Annotated in this window: 15 protein-coding genes; 8 read left to right on the forward strand and 7 right to left on the reverse strand. The window is 66.7% G+C overall.

Annotated elements, in window-relative coordinates; genetic code table 11:
* A complete protein-coding gene (locus BSY239_RS08155) occupies positions 1-960 on the reverse strand; it encodes a FecR family protein (RefSeq protein ID WP_083239879.1) in 960 nt (319 codons plus the stop codon).
* A 281-nt stretch (positions 961-1,241) separates the two neighbouring features.
* Here BSY239_RS08155 and BSY239_RS08160 point away from each other — a divergent pair, with 281 nt between their 5' ends.
* The gene (locus BSY239_RS08160; RefSeq protein WP_083239880.1) at positions 1,242-1,958 is read left to right on the forward strand and encodes a (2Fe-2S)-binding protein; all 717 of its coding nucleotides are present in this window, start codon (positions 1,242-1,244) and stop codon (positions 1,956-1,958) included.
* 5 nt (positions 1,959-1,963) lie between these two features.
* Here the strand turns inward: BSY239_RS08160 and BSY239_RS08165 are convergent, their stop codons facing one another.
* Both BSY239_RS08165 and map read right to left on the reverse strand, forming a co-directional pair.
* Complete coding sequence (locus tag BSY239_RS08165) at positions 1,964-4,678, reverse strand: [protein-PII] uridylyltransferase (protein ID WP_069046402.1); 2,715 nt, start codon at positions 4,676-4,678, stop codon at positions 1,964-1,966.
* 4 nt (positions 4,679-4,682) lie between these two features.
* Positions 4,683-5,510 (reverse strand): type I methionyl aminopeptidase, encoded by an 828-nt coding sequence (map, locus tag BSY239_RS08170; protein WP_069046403.1) that lies wholly within the window; start codon positions 5,508-5,510, stop codon positions 4,683-4,685.
* Positions 5,511-5,632: 122 nt separating this feature from the next.
* Between map and purL the strand changes: the two genes are divergently transcribed.
* The 7 genes from purL (at position 5,633) to BSY239_RS08205 (ending at position 15,433) form a co-directional block, all read left to right on the forward strand.
* Positions 5,633-9,652 carry a phosphoribosylformylglycinamidine synthase gene (gene purL, locus BSY239_RS08175; RefSeq protein ID WP_069046404.1) on the forward strand — a complete coding sequence of 1,340 codons (4,020 nt, stop codon included), beginning with the start codon at positions 5,633-5,635 and terminating at the stop codon, positions 9,650-9,652.
* Position 9,653: 1 nt separating this feature from the next.
* Positions 9,654-10,472, forward strand: a complete 819-nt coding sequence (locus BSY239_RS08180; protein WP_069048870.1) for a phytanoyl-CoA dioxygenase family protein — start codon at positions 9,654-9,656, stop codon at positions 10,470-10,472.
* A 27-nt stretch (positions 10,473-10,499) separates the two neighbouring features.
* Positions 10,500-11,474: a DUF808 domain-containing protein gene (locus BSY239_RS08185; protein ID WP_069046405.1), complete on the forward strand. Its 975-nt coding sequence runs from the start codon at positions 10,500-10,502 to the stop codon at positions 11,472-11,474.
* A gap of 132 nt (positions 11,475-11,606) precedes the next feature.
* Positions 11,607-13,214: a toll/interleukin-1 receptor domain-containing protein gene (locus BSY239_RS22700; protein ID WP_069046406.1), complete on the forward strand. Its 1,608-nt coding sequence runs from the start codon at positions 11,607-11,609 to the stop codon at positions 13,212-13,214.
* Positions 13,215-13,311: 97 nt separating this feature from the next.
* Positions 13,312-13,869: a hemerythrin domain-containing protein gene (locus tag BSY239_RS08195; RefSeq protein ID WP_069046407.1), complete on the forward strand. Its 558-nt coding sequence runs from the start codon at positions 13,312-13,314 to the stop codon at positions 13,867-13,869.
* A gap of 57 nt (positions 13,870-13,926) precedes the next feature.
* Positions 13,927-14,676: an alpha/beta fold hydrolase gene (locus BSY239_RS08200; RefSeq protein WP_069046408.1), complete on the forward strand. Its 750-nt coding sequence runs from the start codon at positions 13,927-13,929 to the stop codon at positions 14,674-14,676.
* 19 nt (positions 14,677-14,695) lie between these two features.
* Complete coding sequence (locus BSY239_RS08205; protein ID WP_069048871.1) at positions 14,696-15,433, forward strand: DUF1624 domain-containing protein; 738 nt, start codon at positions 14,696-14,698, stop codon at positions 15,431-15,433.
* 52 nt (positions 15,434-15,485) lie between these two features.
* Here BSY239_RS08205 and BSY239_RS08210 read toward each other — a convergent pair whose 3' ends face one another.
* From BSY239_RS08210 to BSY239_RS08225, 4 genes are all read right to left on the reverse strand, one after another.
* On the reverse strand, positions 15,486-16,265 hold the full coding sequence (locus tag BSY239_RS08210; RefSeq protein ID WP_069046409.1) for a foldase protein PrsA: 780 nt from the start codon (positions 16,263-16,265) through the stop codon (positions 15,486-15,488).
* Positions 16,266-16,360: 95 nt separating this feature from the next.
* On the reverse strand, positions 16,361-16,636 hold the full coding sequence (locus tag BSY239_RS08215) for a BolA family protein (RefSeq protein WP_083239881.1): 276 nt from the start codon (positions 16,634-16,636) through the stop codon (positions 16,361-16,363).
* Positions 16,633-17,175 carry a septation protein A gene (locus BSY239_RS08220; RefSeq protein WP_069046410.1) on the reverse strand — a complete coding sequence of 181 codons (543 nt, stop codon included), beginning with the start codon at positions 17,173-17,175 and terminating at the stop codon, positions 16,633-16,635. The genes BSY239_RS08215 and BSY239_RS08220 overlap by 4 nt, the downstream gene beginning before the upstream one ends.
* A gap of 22 nt (positions 17,176-17,197) precedes the next feature.
* Positions 17,198-18,118 carry a zinc dependent phospholipase C family protein gene (locus BSY239_RS08225; protein ID WP_069046411.1) on the reverse strand — a complete coding sequence of 307 codons (921 nt, stop codon included), beginning with the start codon at positions 18,116-18,118 and terminating at the stop codon, positions 17,198-17,200.
* Between the last annotated feature and the right edge of the window lie 79 nt (positions 18,119-18,197).

Genomic DNA, 18,197 nt, shown 5'->3' on the forward strand with positions numbered 1-18,197 from the left:
TCAGCGCGTGGCCAAAGCCACCCGGCCGTCGGTCACGCCCAGCGCGGCGTTGGCCTGCAACCGCTTCAACACCACTTCCGCGTCTTCACGCGTGGCGAGCTGGTTGATGCGGACTTCGAATTTGCCGTCCTTGGCCATCACCTCGGCGGGATAGCCAGCGGCCTGCAAGTTGGTGCGCAGTGCGTTGGCCGCAACGCCGCTGGGCATCAGGCCCGCCACGGCGCGCCATTGACCACCTTGCAACACGATGCCCTGGCCGGGCTGCATCTCCGCCTGGCCAATGAACTTGGCCAGTTGGTCCGGCGTGGCCTGACCCGCGGGTTTTTCGGGCTCACCGGTGAAGGAAACCCAGAACGCACCCGGTTTCTCCAGCATGACACCGGGCTTGGCGTCACGCACCACCTCGACCTTGCCTTCAAACATGCACACGGCGTCGTGCGCCGCGTCGGACATGCTCCAGAAATCGGTGCCGCGAATGCCCACGGTGGCGGTGGCCATCTTCAGGTTGATGTCGCGTTTGTTGCCCAGCGCCTTGCTGCTGTAGTCGGTGGCGTAGCGGAACACGCCGGTGACCAGGCGCAGCGTGGCCGAAAGTTCGGAGGGGCCTGCCGCCTGTGGCTGGCGCACCGCCAGGCTCTCGATCACAAATTCGGAGTTCTCGCCGAGCTTGATCGTGCTGCGGTCGGACATGCGCAGCAGCATGCGGGCGTTGCCGGCGGTGATGGCTTTGTCGGTGGCGCGCAATTGCACGCCGGGCTCTGCCGCACGTCGCTGGCCGTTGCGCTCGACCCAGGCGGGCAACTGGATCGCCTCGACCACGGTGCCGGTGGTCGCGGCGCGAGCGGTCCCCTGGCTGGCCCACAGACCTGCGCCGAGCAGCAAAAGTCCCACAGCATGGCGCACAAACGGACGTGAAAAACGGGCGGCGGGGAAGGGGAGCGATACGGCTGACGAAAACATGAGCGACCTTCTCGAGATGGAGGACGGTTGGAGAAAACTTAAGCGATCCTGACTGTAACTACGCTAACCAACCTGTATCGGATGCAGCCCCCGGGCAAACAAGCCCGCAGTGACGGAATTCCGTGAACGAAGTCGCACACAGGGAGCCTGTGTGTCAGGTTGGCTTGTCCCCTGGGTGGGCTGGGACATGTCCGCAGCGGTTGACACCGCGCCCGCCGATGCGTTTCACTGTTCAACCAGTCACGGTTGTGGCTCGTCTTTCAACGCAGCGGGGTCTACCGATGGATCGTCGTGAATTTGTGGAAAGTTGCGCTCTGGGTGCCGGCTCGCTGGCCGCCACGCTGGCCGGCAACACCTGGGCGCTTGACGCCCAAGCCCGCAGCCATGGCCGCGTGCTGCTGGTCGACGCGCTGGGCAAACCGCTCAAGGCCGCGAGCCTGCGGGCTCAGACCAACTACGTTTTTCACTACCCGTTCGAGGCCACGCCGGTGTTCCTGCTCGATCTGGGCAAGGCTGCTGCAGCCACCCAACTGGTCACGCGCGACAAACAGCCCTACGAGTGGCCTGGCGGCGTGGGGCCCCGGCGCAGCCTGGTGGCGTTTTCTGCCATCTGCGCGCACAAGCTGGTGTATCCCACCAAAGACCTGAGCTTCATCAGCTTTCGCAAGGGTGCGGCGGTGAACCCGCAGACGCCAAGCAAGGGCAACGACCTCATCCACTGCTGCGCCGACCACAGCCAGTACGACCCGGCGCGCGGTGCCCAGGTGCTCAGTGGGCCGGCCGAGCAGCCGCTGTGCGCCGTGCTGCTGGAGCACGACGCGAAGTCCGATCAGCTCACTGCCACCGGCACACTGGGAGGCGAGTTGTTCGACGACTTCTTCAAGAAGTACGAAATGAAGCTGAGCCTGGAAGTGGGGCCGCATGCGAAGCAGGCCGTTCTGCGTCAATCCACCGTTCGTGAACTGGATCAGTACTGCCGCAACCCGGTGCGGTGCTGAGAACCTCAACCCTCGAGCGTTTCCAGCAGTTCCGTCTCGATCTCGATCTGACGCTTGTTCATCTGCAGCTGGGCGCCGCAGATGAGAAAGGTGTCTTCCACCCTTTCACCCAGGGTGGTGATCTTGGCCAACTGCACGTTGATGTCGTAGCGCGCGAGCACGCGTGAAATGCCATACAGCAGGCCGGCCCGGTCGCTCGCCGAGACCGAGAGCAGCCAGCGCTGGGCTTTCTCGTCGGGCCGCAGATCCACGCGGGGTGTCACGGGAAAGCTCTTCACCCGGCGCGAGAGACGGCCTTTCATGGGGGCGGGCAAGGGTCCGCACTCGTCGATGGTCTGCGCCAGATTGTTCTCGACCATGGCGATCAGCTCGCGGTAGTGGTCGGAGAGCGAAGGCGCCACCACCTGGAAGGTGTCGAGCGCATGGCCGGTGAGCGTGGTGTGCACCCGCGCATCCAGGATGCTGAAGTTCGAGCTGTCGAAGTAGCCGCAGATGCGGGCGAACAGGTCGTTCTGGTCGGGCGCATACACCAGCACCTGCAGGCCTTCGCCTTCGGGTGAGAGGCGGGCACGCACGATGCAGCGGTCCACGGCGGCTTCGCCTTCGGGCGCCGGCTTGCCGGCGGCCTTGGTGGCCGTCTGGTTGATCTGGCGCGTGAGAACACGGGTGTGCCAGGCGATCTCGTCGGCCTGGTGGCGCATGAAGTAGCTCACGTCCAGCGTGTCCCACAGCGCCTTGTGCGCCATGTGTGGCAGGGCGTGCAGCGCCAGCATGGACAGCGCTTCGCGCTTGCGGGCCTCGATCACCGCACCCGGGTCCGGCGCCCGGCCACCCAGGGCGCGCAGCGTGTAGCGGTACAGGTCTTCCAGCAGCTTGCCCTTCCAGGCGTTCCACACCTTGGGGCTGGTGCCGCGGATGTCGGCCACGGTGAGCAGGTACAGCGCGGTGAGGTAGCGTTCGTTGCCCACGCGTTGGGCAAAGGCGGCGATCACGTCGGGGTCGCTCAGGTCTTCCTTCTGCGCCATGCGGCTCATGGTCAGGTGTTCGGACACCAGGAATTCGATCAGCTTGCTGTCTTCGCGGTCGATGCCGTGCTGGCGGCAAAAGGTGCGCACGTCCCTGGCACCCAGGTCGGAGTGGTCACCGCCGCGGCCCTTGGCAATGTCGTGGAAGATGGCCGCGATGTAGAAGATCCAGGGCTTGTCCCAGCCGGCCGCCAGCTGTGAGCAGAACGGATACTCGTGCGAGTGCTCGGCGATGAAGAAGCGGCGCACATTGCGCAGCACCATCAGGATGTGCTGGTCCACCGTGTACACGTGGAACAGGTCGTGCTGCATCTGGCCCACGATGTGGCGGAACACCCAGAGGTAGCGCCCCAGCACCGAGGTTTCGTTCATCATGCGCAGCGCATGCGTAATGCCTTCGGGCTCCTGCAGGATCTGCAAGAACTGCGCGCGGTTCACCGGATCGGCGCGGAACTTCGCGTTCATGACCGGCCGGGCGTTGTAGAGCGCGCGCAGCGTGCGTGCTGAAAAACCCTTGATGCCCACCGTGGTCTGGTAGATGTGAAAGGTTTCCAGGATGGCGTGGGGTTGCTGCACGTACAGGTCGTCGCTGGCCACCTCCAGCATGCCGCCCTTGTCGAAGAAACGCGCATTCAAGGGACGCAGGCGGTCCACGCCGGCCATGTCGTCCTGCAGGCGTTCCTGGATGTTGAGCAGCAGGATCTGGTTGAGCTGGGTCACGGCCTTGGCGGCCCAGTAGTAGCGCTTCATGAGCGCTTCGCTCGCGCGGCGTGTGCCCTTGGCCGTGGGGGCCACATGCGGCGCCCCGGGCGGGCCAGCCGTGATGACGGCTGGCACCTGCGCCTTGAAACCGAACGACTCGGCCACGGCGGTCTGCAGGTCGAACACCAGGCGGTCTTCGCGCCGGTTGGCCAGCAGGTGCAGGCGGGCGCGGATCAGGCTGAGCAGGGCTTCGTTCGCCTTGATCTGGCGCGCCTCCAGCGGCGTGGCCAGGCCTTTGCGGGCCAGGTCGTCCCAGCTGCGCCCCAGGCCGGCGGCCTTGGAGACCCACAGGATGATCTGCAGGTCGCGCAGGCCACCGGGCGATTCCTTGCAGTTGGGCTCCAGCGAATACGGCGTGTTCTCGTACTTGGTGTGGCGCTGGCGCATCTCCAGCGTCTTGGCGACGAAGAAGGCCTTGGGGTCCATGGCCTCGCCGAGCTGCGTCACCAGACGGTTGAAGGCGTTCTTGCTGCCGCAGATCAGCCGGCTCTCCAGCATGGAGGTCTGCACCGTCACGTCCTTGGCCGCCTCTTCCACGCAGTCGGACACCGAGCGCACGCTGGAGCCGATCTCCAGGCCCAGGTCCCAGCAGGCACCGATGAAGCTTTCGAGCTGCTTCTTCAATTCGGCGTCTTCGTCGGGCAAGGCACCGTCGGGCAGCAGCACCAGCACATCCACGTCGGAGAAGGGGAACAGCTCACCGCGGCCATAGCCGCCCACGGCAATCAGCGAAAAACCGGTGCCGAAGCCGGCTTGGTTCCAGAGTTCGCGCAGGGTCTGGTCGGTCAGGCGCGAGAGCTGCTGCAGCGCCTGGCGCACGCCCCGGGTGGAGGCACCCTGGTCGCGCAGCAGCGCGAAGAGAGCGGTTTTGTCGTCACGGTAGCGCTGGCGCAGCGCGCCGATGTCGCCCGCAGGCGCCAGGAGCGGGTCCATCGGCTCAGGCGGCCACGGCGGCGGTCTGCGTCACAAACGCCGGCGGCGCCAGGCTGCCGGCTGAAAGTGTGAGCACCTCGTAGCCCGTTTCGGTCACGAGCACCGTGTGTTCCCACTGGGCCGAGAGCGAACGGTCGCGCGTGACGATGGTCCAGCCGTCGCCGGCTTCCTTGATGTCGCGCTTGCCCGCGTTGATCATGGGCTCGATCGTGAAGGTCATGCCGGGCTTGAGCTCTTCGAGTGTGCCCGGGCGGCCGTAGTGCAGCACCTGTGGGTCTTCGTGGAACTTCTGGCCGATGCCGTGTCCGCAGAACTCGCGCACCACCGAGAAGCCATTGCTTTCGGCAAAGGTCTGGATGGCGTGGCCGATGTCGCCCAGGCGGATGCCGGGCTTGACCATCACGATGCCTTTCCACATGGCCTCGTACGTCACCTGGGTCAGCCGGCGCGCCTGCACCGAACAGGCGGCTTCGCCACCGATCATGTACATGCGGCTGTTGTCGCCAAACCAGCCGTCCTTGATGACGGTCACGTCCACGTTGAGGATGTCGCCCTTCTTGAGCGGTTTCTCGTTCGGGATGCCGTGGCACACCACGTGGTTGATGGAGGTGCACAGGTGACCGGGGTAGGGCGGATAACCGCTGGGCTGGTAGCCGATGGTGGCCGAGACCGTGCCCTGCTGCTTCATGAACTCGGCCGCGAGGCGGTCGATCTCGAGTGTGGTCACGCCGGGCTGGATCAGCGGCGTGAGGTAATCCAGCACTTCGGAGGCCAGGCGGCAAGCCACCCGCATGCCTTCGATGCCCGCTTCGTCTTTGTAGGTGATGCTCATGGGCGCAGATTATCCCACCGGCCCCTGCGGCGCAGGGTATCGGTGGCGATGACTGGGCGGGCCGCGCGGGTAAAATCGCCACTCCGCCCACCCCCCGGGTCTACGCACCTCAGGCTCCCAACGTGTCCCTGCACCTGCGCACTTTCGATGGCGGCAATGCCATCAGCGACTTCAAAGTCCAGCAATTCCTGCCCCGCCTGGCAGCCCTCTCAGACAAGATCACCGGCCTCTCGGCCCGCTTCGTGCACCTTGCCGCCTTCGACGGCGAGCCCGACGCGGCCACCGTGGCGCGCGTGGGTGAACTGCTGACCTATGGTGAGCCCGCCACCGGGGCCCACCTCAAGCTCGAAGCCGCCGGCGCCCCGGCCCTGCTGGTGATGCCGCGCCTGGGCACGGTCTCGCCCTGGGCTTCCAAGGCCACCGACATCGCCCACAACTGCGGCCTGGCGCTGCACCGGGTGGAGCGCCTGGTCGAATTCCGCCTGCAGCTCAAGAGCGGCCTGCTGGGCAAGGCCAGCCTGTCCACGGAGCAACTGCAAGCCGTGGCCGACCTGCTGCACGACCGCATGACGGAAAACGTCTCGCTCGACCGCACGCAGGCCCAGGCCTTGTTCACCGAGCTGCACGCGTCTCCCATGGAGCAGGTCGATGTGCTCGGCGGTGGCCGTGGTGCGCTGGAGCGGGCCAACACCGACTGGGGCCTGGCCCTGGCCGATGATGAGATCGACTACCTGGTCGCTGCGTTCACCGGTTTGAAGCGCAACCCGACCGACGTCGAGCTCATGATGTTCGCGCAGGCCAACAGCGAGCATTGCCGCCACAAGATCTTCAACGCGCAGTTCACCGTCGACGGGGTGGCGCAGGACAAGAGCCTGTTCGGCATGATCCGCCACACGCACCAGCTGGCACCCCAGCACACGGTGGTGGCGTATTCCGACAACGCTTCCATCATGGAAGGCAGCGTGGTTGAACGCTTCGTGGCGCGCTCCGGTGGCGATGCGTCGCCGGCGTATGTGGCGGAGACCGCCACCCACCACGTGCTGATGAAGGTGGAGACCCACAACCACCCCACCGCCATCTCCCCATTCCCTGGCGCCTCCACCGGCGCGGGCGGTGAAATCCGCGACGAGGGCGCCACGGGCCGGGGCTCGAAGCCCAAGGCGGGCCTGACCGGTTTCACCGTCGGCAAGCTCTGGGGCGGCCTGAGCGACCAACCCGGCGGCAAGCCCGAACACATCGCCAGCCCGCTGCAGATCATGACCGAGGGCCCGCTCGGTGGCGCGGCCTTCAACAACGAGTTTGGCAGGCCCAACCTGCTGGGCTATTTCCGCGAGTACGAGTTGCAGGTGGACGGCGTGCAGCGCGGGTATCACAAGCCCATCATGATCGCCGGCGGTGTCGGCGTGATCGACGCGACGCAGACACAGAAGATCGAGTTCCCCGCCGGCTCGCTGCTGATCCAGCTCGGCGGCCCGGGCATGAAGATCGGCATGGGCGGCAGCGCGGCCAGCTCCATGGCCACCGGCACCAACGCCGCCTCGCTCGACTTCGATTCCGTGCAGCGTGGCAACCCCGAAATCGAGCGCCGGGCGCAGGAGGTCATCAACCACTGCTGGCAGCAAGGCGCGAACAACCCCATCCTGGCGATCCACGACGTGGGTGCGGGCGGCCTTTCGAACGCCTTTCCCGAATTGACCAACGACGCGGGCCGCGGTGCGCGCTTTGATTTGCGTGCCGTGCCGCTGGAAGAAAGTGGCCTCGCGCCCAAGGAAATCTGGTGCAACGAAAGCCAGGAGCGTTATGTGCTGGCGATTGCGCCCGAATCGCTGCCGGTCTTCACGGGTTTCTGCGAGCGCGAACGCTGCCCGTTTGCCGTGATCGGTGTGGCCACCGAGGAGCGCCAGCTGGTGCTGGCCGACGAAGGCCGGCAGAGCCCCGTCGACATGCCGATGAACGTGTTGCTCGGCAAGCCACCCAAGATGCACCGCGACGTGAAGACCGTGGCGCGCGCACCCGCACCGCTGGACCTCACCGGCGTGGACCTGCAGAAGGCCGTGATCGACGTGCTCAGCCACCCCACCGTGGCCTCCAAGCGGTTCCTGATCACCATCGGCGACCGCACCGTGGGCGGCCTGAGCCACCGCGACCAGATGGTTGGCCCCTGGCAGGTGCCGGTGGCCGATTGCGCCGTGACCCTCGCCGACTTCCAGGGCTTTGCGGGCGAGGCCATGAGCATGGGCGAGCGCACGCCGCTGGCCGCGCTGGACGCTGCGGCCTCCGGACGCATGGCGGTGGCCGAGGCCATCACCAACCTGCTGGCCGCGCCGATCGAACTCCCGCGCGTGAAGCTTTCCGCCAACTGGATGGCCGCGTGCGGCGAGCCGGGCGAAGACGCCGCGCTGTACGAAACCGTGAAAGCCGTGGGCATGGAACTCTGCCCCGCGCTGGGCATTTCGATTCCCGTGGGCAAGGACAGCCTGTCCATGCGCACGCAGTGGAAAGAGGGTGCTGACACGAAAAAGGTGACCTCGCCGGTCAGCCTGATCGTGAGCGCCTTCGCCACGCTGGGCGACGTGCGCGGCACGCTCACGCCGCAGTTGAACAACACGCTGGAAGACACCACGCTGGTGCTGGTCGACCTCGGCAAAGGCCGCCACCGCATGGGTGGCAGCGTGCTGGCCCAGGTGCTGGGGCAGGGCGGTGGCGAAGCGCCCGACCTCGACGAAGCGCAGGACCTCATCAGCCTGGTCAAGGCCGTGAACGCGCTGCGCGCCGAAGGCAAGGTCCTGGCCTACCACGACCGCAGTGACGGCGGCCTGCTGGCCGCTGCCGCCGAAATGGCCTTTGCCGGCCACGTGGGCGTGGCGCTCAACGTGGACCTGCTGGTGACCGAAGGCGACGGCATCAGCGACAGCCGCGCCGAGATGGGCGACGCCAAGAACTGGGCCGGCCAGGTGAGCGCGCGGCGCGAGGAGCTCACGCTCAAGGCCCTGTTCAGCGAAGAGCTGGGCGTGCTGCTGCAGGTGAAAACCGAAGACCGCAACGCGGTGATGCAGACCTTGCGCGAGCATGGATTGAGCAAACACAGCCACTTCATCGGCAAGACCCGTCCCGCGTCCTCTGCCATGGATGCCGGCAAAGGCCAGCTGCAGGTCTGGCGCGATACCAAGGCCGTGTTCTCGGCCAGCCTTTTTGATTTGCACCAGGTCTGGGACAGCGTGAGCTGGAAGATCAACCAGCAGCGCGACAACCCGGCCTGCGCCGACGCCGAACACGCGGCCGCCGGGCGCCCCGACGACCCGGGCCTGCATGTCTTCCTCTCTCCCACCCTGGCAGAGGGCAGGGGTGAGGGCCTCTCCGCACCCGCCTTGCATCTCTCCCGCCCCAAGGTCGCCATCCTGCGCGAGCAGGGCGTGAACTCGCATGTGGAGATGGCCTATGCCTTCACCCAGGCCGGCTTCGAGGCCTACGACGTGCACATGACCGATCTGCAGAGCGGCCGCGCGAAATTGACCGACTTCAAGGGCGTGGTCGCCTGCGGCGGCTTCAGCTACGGCGACACGCTGGGCGCGGGCATCGGCTGGGCGCGCAGCATCACCTTCAACCCGGCGCTGTCCGACCAGTTCAAAGCCTTCTTCGCCCGCAACGACACCTTTGGCCTGGGCGTGTGCAACGGCTGCCAGATGTTTGCCGAGCTGGCCGACATCATTCCCGGCGCCGAGGCCTGGCCGCGTTTCACCACCAACCAGAGCGAGCGCTTTGAAGCACGTCTGTCGATGGTGGAAGTGCTTGAATCGCCCAGCCTGTTCCTGCAAGGCATGGCGGGCAGCCGCCTGCCGATTGCGGTGGCCCACGGCGAGGGCTACGCCAACTTCCATCACCGCGGCGATGCGGCGAAGGCGATCGCCGCCATGCGCTTCACCGACAACACGGGTGCGGCCACCGAGGCCTACCCGTTCAACCCCAACGGCAGCCCGGGCGGCCTCACGGCCGTGACCACGCTGGATGGCCGCTTCACGGCCATGATGCCGCACCCCGAGCGCGTGTTCCGCAACATCCAGATGAGCTGGACGGACCAGGACCCGTCGGCTCACAGCGCCTGGATGCAGCTTTGGCGCAATGCGCGCCGGTGGGTGGGGTGAGATGGCGCGCACGCACGCACTGGACGCCGCGACGGTCGAGGCCTACACGGCAGACGGCGCCGTGGTGTTGCGCGGCGTGTTCAACGCCAGCGAGCTCGCCCAGCTCGAACGCGGCATCGAACACAACCTGGCGCACCTGAGTCCGCTCGCACTGGTGGCCAGTGAGACAGATGACCCGGGGCGCTTCGTTGAAGACTTCTGCACCTGGCAGGACAACCCGGCGTACCAGCATATCCTGTGCGATTCCGCTCTGCCGCACATCGCCGCCCAGCTCATGCAGAGCCGCGGCGCGCGGATCTACCACGACCACCTGCTGGTGAAAGAGCCGGGCACGCGTCAGCCCACGCCCTGGCACCAGGACCAGCCTTACTACAACGTGAGTGGTCGCCAGAACGTGAGCTTCTGGATTCCGGTCGACCCGGTGCCGATGGCGAGCACGCTGCGCTTCGTCGCAGGCTCGCACGCCGGCATTTGGTACATGCCGCGCACCTTCCGCGACCAGCAGGCGAAGTGGTTTCCTGAAGGCGCGCTCGCCGAGTTGCCCGCGATCGAAGCCGAGCCCGAGCGTTTTGGCCAGCTGGCGTGGGCGCTGGAGCCCGGCGACTGCGTGGCCTTTCACATGCTCAGCCTGCACGCTTCCAGCGGCGTCGGTCCGGGGCAGCGGCGGCGCGTTTTTTCCGCCCGCTACCTGGGTGACGACGCGCGCCACGCGCCGCGGCCCTGGCGCACCTCGCCTCAGTTTCCCGGCCTGGCCGGGCGTCTGCCCGAGGGCGCCACGCTCGACGATCCCCTTTTCCCATCCGTCTGGCCTGTGCGCTGACACCACCCACTCCCAAGGAACCTACCCATGGCCGCCAGCAGCTTGCTTTTGTTGATCGACGACATTGCCGCCATCCTCGATGACGTTGCGGTGATGACCAAGGTGGCCGCGCGTCAGGGGGTTGCCGCCGCGGATGATGTGGCCGTGATGACCAAACTGGCCGTGAAGAAGACGGCCGGTGTGCTGGGTGACGACCTGGCGCTCAACGCCCAGCAGGTCACCGGCGTGAAGGCCGACCGCGAGCTGCCGGTGGTGTGGGCGGTGGCCAAGGGCTCGATGATCAACAAGGCCATCCTGGTGCCGGCGGCGCTGCTCATCAGCGTGGTCGCGCCCTGGGCCATCACACCGCTGCTCATGCTCGGTGGACTCTTCCTCTGCTACGAAGGCGTTGAAAAACTCGTGCACGCGTTCGGCGCCCACAAGGCCGAAGACGAGGCCGAGCACGCGAAGCTGCTGCAGGCCGTGGCCGACAAAAACGTGGATCTGGTGGCCTTCGAGAAAGAGAAGATCAAGGGTGCCGTGCGCACCGATTTCATCCTCTCGGCCGAGATCATCGTGATCAGCCTGGGCACGGTGGCCGCGGCCAGCATGGGCCAGCGTGTCGCGGTGCTCGTGGGCATTTCACTGCTCATGACGGTGGGCGTGTATGGTCTCGTGGCCGGCATCGTCAAGCTGGACGATCTGGGCCTGTACCTGAACCAGCAGGTGGCCAGCTGGAAGCAGGCGATCGGCCGCGGCATTCTCACCGCTGCGCCCTGGCTCATGAAAACACTCTCGGTGGTCGGTACCGCCGCCATGTTCCTGGTGGGCGGTGGCATCCTGGTGCATGGCGTGCCCGCAGTGGGCCACGGCATCGAGGACTTCGCCGCCACGCTGGGCTGGGTGGCGCCGGTGGTGACCAGCCTGGCCGGTGCGCTGGTGGGTGTGGTGGCCGGTGCGGTGGTGCTGCTGGTGGTGGGTTTCATCGGACGCCTGCGCGGCAAGAAGCCCCAGCCCGCCTGAGGCGCGGATCCCCCGGGTGGGGATGGCACACGCCGGGGCAGCGTCCTAGAATGATCCGGTCGGATCCTGGTGCTTGCAGGTCCGGCACTGGACACCGCTCCGATTGGCGGTGAAACCTGGGGTCTTCGCCACATGGACGGGATCTTCATCAGCTACCGCAGGGACGACTCGGCCGGTTACGCCGGACGGCTGTACGACCGGCTTTCGGCCCACTTCGGCGCCGACCAGGTGTTCATGGATGTGGCGGGGATCGAACTCGGCACCGACTTCGTCACCGCCATCGAACAGGCGGTGGGCTCCTGCAAGGTGCTCATTGTTGTCATCGGAGACGAATGGCTCAGCACCACCGATGCCGCCGCGCGCCGGCGGCTCGACGACCCCCACGACTTTGTGCGCCTGGAAACCAGCGTGGCACTGGAGCGCGAGATCCGCGTGGTGCCGGTGCTCGTGGGTGGCGCCCTCATGCCGCGAAGTGAAGAACTGCCCGCCGAACTCAAGCCGCTGGCGCGGCGCCAGGCCATCGAGATCAGCCACAAACAGTGGGAGGCGTCCACGCGCGAACTGATCCTGGCGCTCACCACCATGCTGGGCAAACGCGCGGACGCCGGCATCACGCGGCCCGCTGCCACGGTGGACACGCCCCGCGAAACCCAGGCACTTGTGGGCTCGACCCACTCAACCGCCGTGACCCCGACCCGCAGCGACGGGCGGTTGCGCTGGGAGGGGCTGGGCGCCGGCGCGCTCGCACTCGGTCTTTGGGCCGTCTGGCCCGGTGATGAAGACCCCGCGCCCGCGGTCGCCTCCACGACCCTGCTCACCGCCGAGGCTGCCCGGGCGCCCGGAGCGCCGGTGGTGGTCGCCGCCGCACCGGTGCCGTCGCCTGCACCTGCACCCGCTGCCGCGCCGGCTCTTGTGACCGCGGCGGCGCCTCCAGCGAAGCCTGCTGTGCTGGCGGCGACGCCGGTGGTGACAGCCCCGGAAACCGTGGCCGCCACACCGACCCGTCCGCGCCCCGCCGCGAACCCGGCCACAGCGGCTCCACCGTCGACCCCCCGGCCCACCCAGCAGGTCGCTGTGACACGTCCACAGCCGATGGAAGTAGCGGCGCCGGCGCCTGCCACGGTCGCTGCGGTGCCGGAGCGTGCACCCGAGGTGGCGCGCGAAGTCAACGCCGCCTTGCCCCGCCCCGGTGAGAGCTGGACCTACCGCACCAGCGGCAAATGGCCCACCAGCCCGCGCCGCGACATCGTGATTTCGGTGCAGTCGGTGCGCGACGGGTTGGTGACCGACGTCCTGCGCGCCGACGCCGAGGCGCGCGTCCTGGGCGACTCGCGCCGCGCCATCGGCAGCCGCCCCGCGTTCCTGAAATGGGAACAGATCGGTCTGGAGTACAGCCCCTATCTGGGCGCCTTCCGCGACCTGGGCACCCTGGGTCCGCTGAGCGATTTCGCCACCCCGGACGTGGACACCTGGGGTCAGTGGTACTCGCAGGCCAAGGTGCTCGGGCGCGAGACGGTGAATGTGCCGGGTGGCCGCTTCGAGGCCTTCAAGGTCGAGGTCTGGAGCAGCCGCAGTGCCACCGGGGGCTCGACCTTGGCCTCCATCGAGCCGGTGCGCATCCACTACCTGGTCTGGTACGCGCCCGAGGTCAAGCGTTACGTGAAGATGCAGCGGCGCGTGATCAGTGCGAACAGCCGGGAGATCGAGAAAGACCTCTTCGAGCTGGTGGCGCACCGCTGATCCCGCAGCGCTTGACCTGTGTCAAGGCACGCGGTTGTGGTCTGCCTAGACTGGCGGCACCCGCCGGGCACTGCCCGGTGAACCGCGAGGAGACCGCATGAGCACCACCACACTCCCAGGCACAGACGCCCCCACACAGGCCGACGCGCCCCTGACCACCTTCACCGATTGCCACGTCGGCATCCTCAAACGCCTGCAATCGCTGGATGCGCTGCCTGCGCTGCTGGCGCCCGCGGCCCAGGCGCGCCAGATCGCAGCGGACTCGCTGTCGTTCTTCCGCGAAGCGATCTTTGAGCACCACCTGGACGAAGAGCGCGACCTGTTTCCGGCCGTGCTCGCCAGCGCCCAGCCCGGCGCCGAGCGTGAGCGTGTGCGGGCCATGACCGAGCGGTTGACCAACGAACACCGCGCCATCGAGACGCTCTGGAAAAGTCTCGAAAAGGCACTCAAGCGCGTGGGCAAGGGGCAAGACGCCGACCTCGATGTGGAGGATCTGCACCAGCTTGTGGCCGCGTATGCGGCCCACGCCGGCTTTGAGGAAGCAGAGTTCCTGCCGCTGTCCGAAACCATTCTGGGCCGCAACAGCAACCACATGGCTGCGCTCGGTTTGTCGCTGCACATGCGGCACGTGCCTCAGCCGAACGCCTACATCTGACGGCGCACCGCCCTCAGGGCAGAATCCGGTGGCGATCACCACCACCGGAGACCAGCCTTGACCGAAGCCGCCAACCCCACACAGACCTCCATCGTGCTTGTGCACGGCGCCTGGCACGGTGCCTGGTGCTGGAGTCGGGTGCTGCCGCTGCTGCGCAGTGCGGGCGTGGACTGCCACGCCGTCACGCTGACCGGGGTGGGTGAACGCGCCCACCTGATGGCGCCCACCATCGATCTGCACACCCACGTTCAGGACGTCATCGGTCTGGTCGAAGCCGAGGAACTGCAGCGAGTGGTGTTGGTGGGGCACAGCTACGCGGGCATGGTGATCACCGGCGTGGCCGATCGCCTGCAAGCCAGCCACCCCGGGCTGCTGGCGCACCTGGTGTACCTGGACGCCGCGTTGCCGTACCCCGGTGACAGCTGGAGCAGCCACCACTCGGAGGAAACGAAACAGGCCCGCATCGCGGCATCGCAGGCCAGCGGTGGCCTGAGTTTTCCGCCGCCCGATGCCAGCCTGTTCGGCCTGAGCGGCGCCGACCGCGACTGGGTCAACCGACGCCAGACACCCCAGCCCTTCAAGCTGTACCAGCAGCCGCTGCCGTTCGACGCCGAGCGGGTGGCGGCCGTGCCGCGCACCTTCATCGACTGCACCCAGCCGGCGCTGGCCACCATCGCGCCCTCGCGGGTGCGGGTGCGCGCCGAGCCCGGGTGGAACGTGGTGGAGATGGCCACCGGCCACGATCCCATGGTCAGCGAGCCAGCGGCGCTCAGCCAGATCCTGCTGGACATCCAGCGCCGTGCCTGACGTGTCCACGAACGCGACCATGACGCAACGCCTGGACCGCATCGACCTGCTGCGCGCCGTCGCCATGCTGTGGATGACGGCGTACCACTTCTGCTTCGACCTCAACTTCTTTCGCCTGATCCGCGAAGACTTCTACCGTGACCCGTTCTGGACCTGGCAGCGCACTGCCATCGTGAGCCTGTTCTTGTTCACCGCCGGCCTCTCCCAGGCGGTGGCGGTGCACCAGGGGCAGACCTGGGCGCGCTTCTGGCGCCGCTGGCTGCAGGTGGCCGGCGCGGCGGTGCTGGTGACCGCCGGTTCGCTGCTGGTCTTCCCGAACAGCTTCATCTACTTCGGCGTGCTGCACGGCATCGCGCTCATGCTCATCGTCGTTCGCCTGACCGCGGGGTGGGGCGCGTGGCTGTGGCTGCTGAGCGGCCTGGCCATCGGACTCAAATTCGCAGCTCCGGCCTTGATCCAGGCAGTTCCCGCGCTGGAGGTGCTCAACACACCCTGGCTCAACTGGCTGGGCCTCATCAGCCGCAAGCCGGAGACCGAGGACTACGTTCCCCTGTTGCCCTGGTTGGGCGTCATGTGGTGGGGCATGGCCGCCGGGCGTTGGGCCGTTCGTGAACGACCGCATTGGCTGGGCAGCGTTGCGCCGGCCAGGGGTGGACACAAAATGCTGGTGTTCCTGGGGCGCTGGAGCCTGAGCTACTACCTGCTGCACCAGCCTGTGTTGATGGCGCTGATCTGGCTGGGAATGCAGCTGGCCTGAAACGAAAAAAGCGCGGAGGTCCGCGCTTTTCTTCAGAACCCGACAGGCCGGGTTATTCGATCTTTGCCTTCTCGCGCAGGGTCTTCTGGAACTCGGTGAGTTTTTGCTGTTGCATCTGTTGGGCGATCTGCGGTTTGATGTCTTCCATCTTGGGCAGCTCGGCCTGGCGGACGTCGTCCACGCGGATGATGTGCCAGCCGAACTGGGTCTTCACCGGCACCGGGGTGGTCTGGCCTTTTTCGAGCTTGACCATGGCCTCTGAGAACTCGGGGACGTAGCTGGCCGCGGCGGCCCAGTCCAGGTCACCACCGTTGGCACCAGACCCTGGGTCCTTGGACTGCTTCTTGGCGATGTCCTCGAACTTGCCCTTGCCCTTGAGCGAGGCAATGATGGCCTTGGCTTCTTCTTCCTTCTCGACCAGGATGTGGCGGGCGCGGTATTCCTTGCCGCCGTTGGCCGCGACGAACTTGTCGTACTCGGCCTTGATGTCGGCGTCGGTCACCGGGTTCTTGGCCTGGAAATCGGCGAACAGCGCGCGGATCATGATGGTCTGGCGGGCCAGCTCAAGCTGGTTCTTGAACTCGTCGGTGGCGCCGATGCCGCGCTTCTGCGCTTCCTGCATGAACACCTCGCGCAGCACCACTTCTTCCTTGAGCTGGGCGCGCACGTTGTCGTCCACCGGACGGCCGCTGGCGGCAATTTGCTGCGCCAGCACGTCCAGGCGCGCGGTCGGCACAGCCTTGCCGTTGACGATGGCGATGTTCTGGGCGGAAGCGCCAAAGGAAGCGGCAACAAGCACGGCCACGGTTAGGGCTGAGCGGGAAAATTTCATGGTGTTCCTCGGGATTGAAAAAGGGTTGGAGCTGCGGGTTCCGGTTCGGTTCGGCAGACTCGTATCAGAACGTAGCCCGTGGCTGGAAAACCGCGTCAAGCCTTGATTTCAATGGCCAGTGCGTGCAGTCCCGCGTCGGTGAATTTTTGCAGCGCATCATACACAAGGCGGTGCCTGGCGACCCGGCTCAGGCCGGCAAAACCGGGCGCTGCGATGCGCACGCGGAAGTGGGTGCCAAAGCCCAAACCGTTGGACCCCGAATGCCCCGCGTGGGACGCACTTTCGTCCAGCACCTCCAGTTCGGTGGGGGTGAGCACGGCGCGCAATTGCGCTTCGATGGCCGCCGCGGTGGGTGTGCAAGCGTCGTTCACGATTTCTCCACCGGGTCGTCCTTGAGGAAGCGCGAGATGTACAGCCCCTGGCCAACGATGAAGACCACCGGGAAGACATAGCCCCAGAGCTTGAAGTTGACCCAGTCTTCGGTGGAGTAGTAGGCCGCCACATAGGCGTTGATGGCCGCCATGAACAGGAAGTAACCCACCCACGCCACCGTGAGCCGGGCCCACACGCCGTCGGGCAGGCTCAGTTGGCTGCCCAGCAGGAGCTTGAGGAAATTCTTCTTCCAGATCCACAACGCGGCAGCCAGCACGATGGCCATGCTCGCGTAGAGCACGGTGGGTTTCCACTTGATGAAGCGCTCGTCCTGCAGGAAGAGGGTGAGGGAGCCGAACACCAGGATGAGCACCAGCGTGACCTTCTGCAGCGTCTGCAGTTTGCGGTCAATGCCGTAGATGATGCTGCTTTGCACCACCGTGGCTGCCATCAACACCGCGGTGGCGGTGTAGATGTCGGCCATCTTGTAGGCGATGACGAACAGGGCGATGGGAAAGAAGTCGATGAGGAAACGCATCGACGGATTATCGGCTCTGCGCTCACCCCTCGCGCCAGTAGACCTTTTGGGGCATGGCGCCCGTGCTCAGGCCGGTGTCCAGGTTCCACGACGGCAGGGCATCCAGGCGGTGGGGGTCGGCGCCGCTGAGCACGGCGTCAAGTTCGCCCCAGAACCGGCTCGCGTTGTCGATGGCCCGGTCCAGCAGCGGGTCGTAGTCCATCGGGCCGAGCGGTGTCGGCAGCGCCTGCACGTACCGGGGGTCGATGTCTTTGGGGTCGGGGTAGTCGAGTTCGGCGTCCACACCCAGGTGGCGCGCGAACGGCAGCAGGTGGTTGGCTTCGCGAATGGCGGACATGACGCGCAGAAAACCGTGGTGCCACAGGCGCGGCGCCGGGGTGTCGCGGGCCGCGGTTTGCGGGTGGGCCTGGCACAGCGCGCGCGTCCACACCTCGGCAACCACCGCGTCGAGCTCGGTGGGGTCGGCGGGCGCGCAGCAGGCGGCCAGGTTGCTGAGCAAATGGTCGCTCAGTCCGACGTCGCCCAGGCCCATCCGTTTGAAGGCCTGGGCGTCCATGTTCATCTCGCAGGCCCGGTGCGCGGCCTTGTTCTGTTCGTAGGGTCCGACCAGTGCGTTGATGACCGGGTGGATCGTCATGTCCGCCACCATGTGCGACGCATAGCCCAACAGCCACGCCACCGCCCGGTCGCGCGGTTCGCCCGCGAGCGTCTGGATCGATTGCAGCGCGGCGTGCAACAAGGCGTTGGTGGCCTCGTGATGCATCAGGTCGGCCCACCCGGTGTGGCCCGCCAGGTAGGGGTAGTCCGGGCTCACGGCCCCCAACTCGGCGTGGCTGCGCGAGGTCGTCACGGCACGCGCCGTGGCCGGGCTCAAGCCGCCATGGCGGGCGGTGGCGTCGATGCAGCTGTGGACCAGGGTGATGTGTGCGTAGGCGCCGGGCATGGTGATCCTTCAGAGTCGGTTGAGGAACACCGAGGCTAGGACGCCGATCCGCAGGCGTCGATCCGCCCGGCAGCCCAGT

The organism is Hydrogenophaga sp. RAC07, assembly GCF_001713375.1.
Classification (GTDB): Bacteria; Pseudomonadota; Gammaproteobacteria; order Burkholderiales; family Burkholderiaceae_C; genus Hydrogenophaga.

Coding starts and splice junctions, on each gene's coding strand:
- BSY239_RS22700 (WP_069046406.1), top strand. CDS start 11,607: ATGGACGGGATCTTCATCAGCTACCGCAGGGACGACTCGGCCGGTTAC.
- BSY239_RS08160 (WP_083239880.1), top strand. CDS start 1,242: ATGGATCGTCGTGAATTTGTGGAAAGTTGCGCTCTGGGTGCCGGCTCG.
- BSY239_RS08180 (WP_069048870.1), top strand. CDS start 9,654: ATGGCGCGCACGCACGCACTGGACGCCGCGACGGTCGAGGCCTACACG.
- BSY239_RS08210 (WP_069046409.1), bottom strand. CDS start 16,265: ATGAAATTTTCCCGCTCAGCCCTAACCGTGGCCGTGCTTGTTGCCGCT.
- map (WP_069046403.1), bottom strand. CDS start 5,510: ATGAGCATCACCTACAAAGACGAAGCGGGCATCGAAGGCATGCGGGTG.
- BSY239_RS08205 (WP_069048871.1), top strand. CDS start 14,696: ATGACGCAACGCCTGGACCGCATCGACCTGCTGCGCGCCGTCGCCATG.
- BSY239_RS08185 (WP_069046405.1), top strand. CDS start 10,500: ATGGCCGCCAGCAGCTTGCTTTTGTTGATCGACGACATTGCCGCCATC.
- BSY239_RS08225 (WP_069046411.1), bottom strand. CDS start 18,118: ATGCCCGGCGCCTACGCACACATCACCCTGGTCCACAGCTGCATCGAC.
- BSY239_RS08195 (WP_069046407.1), top strand. CDS start 13,312: ATGAGCACCACCACACTCCCAGGCACAGACGCCCCCACACAGGCCGAC.
- BSY239_RS08220 (WP_069046410.1), bottom strand. CDS start 17,175: ATGCGTTTCCTCATCGACTTCTTTCCCATCGCCCTGTTCGTCATCGCC.
- BSY239_RS08165 (WP_069046402.1), bottom strand. CDS start 4,678: ATGGACCCGCTCCTGGCGCCTGCGGGCGACATCGGCGCGCTGCGCCAG.
- BSY239_RS08155 (WP_083239879.1), bottom strand. CDS start 960: ATGTTTTCGTCAGCCGTATCGCTCCCCTTCCCCGCCGCCCGTTTTTCA.